Below are 4321 nucleotides of genomic sequence, written 5' to 3'. Positions count from 1 at the left end.
TTCGGGGAGAGGGAGGGGCCCTGCCCACGGCGGACCAGGCACACTTGAGTCATGACGTCCGCCACCACGCCACCGCGTTCCCGTCCGCCCCGGCGCTCCCGCGCCCGCCGCATGGTGCCGCTCGGCATCGCCGTGTGGGTTGTCCTGGAGGTCTGGCTGCTCACCCTGGTCGGGCGGGCAGCGGGCGGACTGACGGTCTTTCTCCTGCTGGTGGCCGGCGTGGTGCTCGGCGGTTACGTCATCAAGCGCGCGGGCCGGCGCGCCTGGCAGAACCTGGCGGGCGCCTTCCAGCAGCCCGGCGCCGATCCCGCGAAGCCGGCCCCGGAGGCCGGCGGCGGCAACATGCTGCCGATGCTCGGCGGGCTGCTCCTGATGTGCCCCGGGCTGGTCTCGGACGCGGCGGGGCTGCTGTGCCTCTTCCCGCCCACCCGGAAACTCCTCCAGCGGCGCGTGGAGCGCCTGCTGGCCCGCCAGGTGCGGCATACCCCCGGCTCCTTCGGCGACGCCTTCCAGCAGGCGCGTATGCACGCTCCCGACGGCAAGGTCGTCCCGGGCGAGGTGGTCCGCGACGACGAGCCGCCGGCCCCGCCCCGCCAGGACCCGCCGCTGCCCCGCTGACGACACATGCGTCGAGGGCCGGTATCCCTGCCGCAGCAGGGATACCGGCCCTCGACGTGAGGTCCGCCGTCAGGCGGACTTCTTGTTGCTGTCGCGCGGGTGCACAGCGATGTTCATGGTGCCGGAGCGAAGGACGGCCAGCCTCTCGGCCAGCACCTCCTCGAGCTCCTCGCGGGTGCGCCGCTCCATGAGCATGTCCCAGTGCGTACGCGCGGGCTTGCCCTTCTTCTCCTCAGGGCCATCGCCATCCACCAGAAGTGCGGGAGCACCGCAAACCTTGCACTCCCACTCCGACGGAATCTCGGCCTCTACCGAGAAGGGCATCTCAAAGCGATGTCCCTTCTCGCATGCGTACTCCACCGCCTGGCGCGGGGCCAGGTCGATGCCGCGGTCGGTCTCGTAGCTGGTCACCACAAGTCGCGTGCCGCGAAGAGCTCGCTCACTCATGAATCGTGCCTCCCGGGCTTTGTCGCCCACAGGACAGGTGTCGCTGTCGTCGTCATCCGGTCAACGTCCGGTCGGCGGTGAAGATTCCCGAATCCGGGACCCAGGTCGCCCGTCGTGCCGCCCCTTGTTGTACCCACCAGCGCCCGGTTTGTCACATCTGGCAGCAGATGTCACCCGACGCTGTCCGAAGTTCAGCGCGCAGTAACGGTCCGCCTGGTGAGCCAAAGGCGTACACTACCGGGCCGCGTCCCACTTGCCTAAATCAGGTCGGGGACGCGATTTCCGGCCGCCGTCGCCGCGCGCCGCACGGGCACGCGGATGAGCAGGACAAATCCGATCAAGAAGAACGCCGCCAGCGAGGCGATCGCGTCGCGGTAGCTGCCCGTCATCTGGTAGGCGATCCCGAAGACCAGCGGCCCCAGCCAGCTCACGCCCCGGTCGCTGATCTCGTACGCGGCGAAGTATTCGGCCTCTTTTCCGCGCGGAATGAGATGCGAGTACAGGGAGCGCGAGAGGGCCTGGCTGCCGCCCAGCACCAGCCCGATCGCCACGGCCAGGCAGAAGAACCACCCGGGCGCGTGCGCGGGCAGGAAGTAGCCCGCCACGATCACCGCGGTCCACGCCACCAGCGACGCCAGAATCGTCCGTTTGGCGCCGTACCGCCGGGCCAGCCGGCCCATCAGCACCGCGCCCGCCGCCGCCAGCGCCTGTACCAGCAGCACCGCGACGATCAGCGTCGTCTGGTCCAGTCCCAGCTCCTCCGAGCCGTACACCGACGCCTGGGTGATCACTGTTTGTACGCCGTCGTTGTACACCAGGTACGCGAGCAGGAAGGTCAGCGTCAGCGGGTACCGGCGCAGGTCGCGCAGCGTCTCCCGGAGCTGCCGCAGGCCGCCTCCGGGGGCCGGGGACGCGGCCGTACGGAGCGGGCGGCGGTCCCGGAGCCGGCGCAGCGGTACGAGGGTGAACACCGCCCACCACAGGCCCGCCGACGCCAGGCAGATCCGGATGGCGTCCTCCTGCGAGACGCCGAAGGAGGCGTGGCCCGCGTACAGGACCAGATTGGCCACCAGGACCAGCGCGCCCGCCGCGTAACCGAACGCCCAGCCCCGTGAGGACACCGCGTCCCGCTCCTCGGGGGCCGCGATCTGCGGCAGGTAGGAGTTGTAGAGCATCATCGACACGACGAACGAGACGTTCGCGACGATCAGCAGCGCCCCGCCGAGCAGATAGCGGTCGCCGCCCAGGAAGAGCAGCCCCGTCGTCGCCGCGGCGCCCGTGTACGCGCACCCGCCCAGCAGCGGCTTCTTGCGCCCTGTGCGGTCGGCGACGGCCGCCGCCAGCGGCATCGCCAGCACCGACAGCAGCAGCGAGGCCGACACCGAGTACGCGTAGAACGACCCGGCCCGTACCGGGATGCCCAGCGGGTGGACGAAGCCGTGCGTGTCGGCCGCCGCCTTCGCCACGGACGTCAGATACGGCCCGAGGAAGACCGTCAGGACGGTCGTCGAGTAGACGCTGTTGGCCCAGTCGTACCAGTACCAGCCGCGCTGCTCGCGCCGCCGGCCGGCCACGTCCTTCGGCTCGGCCGGTTCGACAGCAGTGTCCACACCCACAGGTTCCCCCTTGCGCTCCCCGTCACGGCGGCGGAAGCGGTCGCGGTGCCGGTACCCGTGGGTCAGGTCAGGTCCAGGCGCCCCGCGCGGTCAGCACATCCCGCAGCGTGTCTATGTGATCGGTCATGATGCCATCTACACCTAGATCCAGGAGATCCGCCATCCGCGCGGCGTCGTTCACGGTCCAGACGTGCACCTGGAGTCCGAGCTGCCGGGCCGCCTTCAGGAAGAGCCGGTCCACCACCCGTAGGCCCGCGTGCCGCTCCGGTACCTGTACGCACACCGCGCTGCGCCGTACCGCGGCGCCCAGCAACCGGTCCAGCGGCAGGCTGCGCCCGTAGGAGCGCAGCCGCAGGCCCGCCACTCCACGGGTACCCAAAGAGGTGGCCAGCCGGCCGCCCGCGAGCTGCTGCGCCCGCCCGGCCCGCGCCTCCGAGAACGAGCCGACGCACACCCGGTCCCACGCCCCTGTACGGCGCAGCAGCGCCAGCAACGGACGCAGCGCCGGCTCGGCCTTCACGTCCACGTTCCAGCGCGCCTCCGGGAACTCCTCCAGCAGCTCCTCGAAGAGCGGCAGCGGCTCCCGGCCCGCCACTTTGGCCTGCCGCACGGCCCGCCAGGGCAGCGCCCCGATCCGGCCGCTGCTGTCGGTGACCCGGTCCAGGGTGGCGTCGTGGAACGCCACCAGGCGACCGTCCGACGTGGCATGCACGTCCGTCTCCAGATAGCGGTAGCCGCGCTCGACGGCACGGCGGAACGCGAGCGCGGTGTTCTCCAGGCCGTCCGCCGCCCCGCCCCGGTGGGCGAAGGCGAGCGGCGCCGGGTGGTCGAGATACGGGTGGCGGGGGCGCGGGAGCAGGGCGGTCACGCGGGCAGTATGGCGCGTGCTCCGCACAGAGGGGCAGCGGGGGCCGGCCCCGGCCCCCGAGGCGCGCGTCTCAGGACCCGCAGCCCGTGACCGTCTCCGGTGCCGCCGCCGGCTGCTCCCGGGGCGCGGACTTGCCGGTGACCACCCGGGACGGCTCGTCCAGGCCCTTGATCGCGAAGAGCCGCAGGAAGAACTGCGCCATCGGGCCGATGGCCAGTGCGTACACGACCGTGCCCACGCCGACCGAGCCGCCGAGCGCGAAGCCCGCGGCCAGTACGGTGACCTCGATGCAGGTGCGGACGAGGCGAATGGGGCGGCCGGTGCGCAGGTGCAGCCCGGTCATCAGCCCGTCCCGCGGCCCTGGGCCGAAGCGCGCGGAGATGTACAGGCCGGTCGCCGCGCCGTTCAGGGCGACCGCGGCGGCCAGTACCGGGACGCGCACCGCGAACGACGAGGACGCGGGCACGAGAGCCATCGTCGCGTCCATCACCAGGCCCAGCACGATCACGTTCGAGACCGTGCCCAGGCCCACGCGCTGCCGCAGCGGGATCCACAGCAGCAGGATCAGTGCGCCGGAGACGATCGTGACCGTGCCGATCGTCAGGCCGGTGTGTTCCGCGATGCCTTGGTTCAGCACGCTCCACGGCTCCAGGCCGAGGTCCGCGCGTACCATCAGCCCCATGCTCACGCCGTACAGCACCAGACCGACGTAGAGCTGGACCAAGGCATCGCGGAACACACCGGCCTGACGATCGGCACGGTCACGATCGTC

General features: G+C 71.6%; 5 protein-coding genes. 1 reads left to right on the top strand and 4 read right to left on the bottom strand.

What is annotated here, in order from left to right:
- Positions 1-51: 51 nt before the first annotated feature.
- Positions 52-618 (top strand): FxsA family membrane protein, encoded by a 567-nt coding sequence (gene fxsA / locus CCS38_RS29000; RefSeq protein ID WP_223736304.1) that lies wholly within the window; start codon positions 52-54, stop codon positions 616-618.
- A gap of 69 nt (positions 619-687) precedes the next feature.
- On the opposite strand, the gene CCS38_RS28995 is transcribed toward fxsA, so the two are convergent.
- The 4 genes from CCS38_RS28995 to yczE form a co-directional block, all read right to left on the bottom strand.
- Positions 688-1065, bottom strand: coding sequence for an RNA polymerase-binding protein RbpA (locus tag CCS38_RS28995; protein ID WP_030261439.1), 378 nt, complete (start codon positions 1063-1065; stop codon positions 688-690).
- Positions 1066-1322: 257 nt separating this feature from the next.
- Positions 1323-2681: an MFS transporter gene (locus CCS38_RS28990; protein WP_372457163.1), complete on the bottom strand. Its 1359-nt coding sequence runs from the start codon at positions 2679-2681 to the stop codon at positions 1323-1325.
- Positions 2682-2748: 67 nt separating this feature from the next.
- On the bottom strand, positions 2749-3549 hold the full coding sequence (locus tag CCS38_RS28985) for a glycerophosphodiester phosphodiesterase family protein (RefSeq protein WP_223736302.1): 801 nt from the start codon (positions 3547-3549) through the stop codon (positions 2749-2751).
- A gap of 70 nt (positions 3550-3619) precedes the next feature.
- The gene (yczE, locus tag CCS38_RS28980) at positions 3620-4231 is read right to left on the bottom strand and encodes a membrane protein YczE (protein WP_223736305.1); all 612 of its coding nucleotides are present in this window, start codon (positions 4229-4231) and stop codon (positions 3620-3622) included.
- Positions 4232-4321: the final 90 nt, after the last annotated feature.

The sequence above is a fragment of the Streptomyces purpurogeneiscleroticus genome (assembly GCF_020024005.1).
GTDB lineage: Bacteria > Actinomycetota > Actinomycetes > Streptomycetales > Streptomycetaceae > Streptomyces > Streptomyces purpurogeneiscleroticus.
Note: the sequence above shows the minus strand (reverse complement) of the source record. Positions and strands in the feature narration are given on the sequence as shown.

Coding starts and splice junctions, on each gene's coding strand:
- fxsA (WP_223736304.1), top strand. CDS start 52: ATGACGTCCGCCACCACGCCACCGCGTTCCCGTCCGCCCCGGCGCTCC.
- CCS38_RS28995 (WP_030261439.1), bottom strand. CDS start 1,065: ATGAGTGAGCGAGCTCTTCGCGGCACGCGACTTGTGGTGACCAGCTAC.
- yczE (WP_223736305.1), bottom strand. CDS start 4,231: ATGGGGCTGATGGTACGCGCGGACCTCGGCCTGGAGCCGTGGAGCGTG.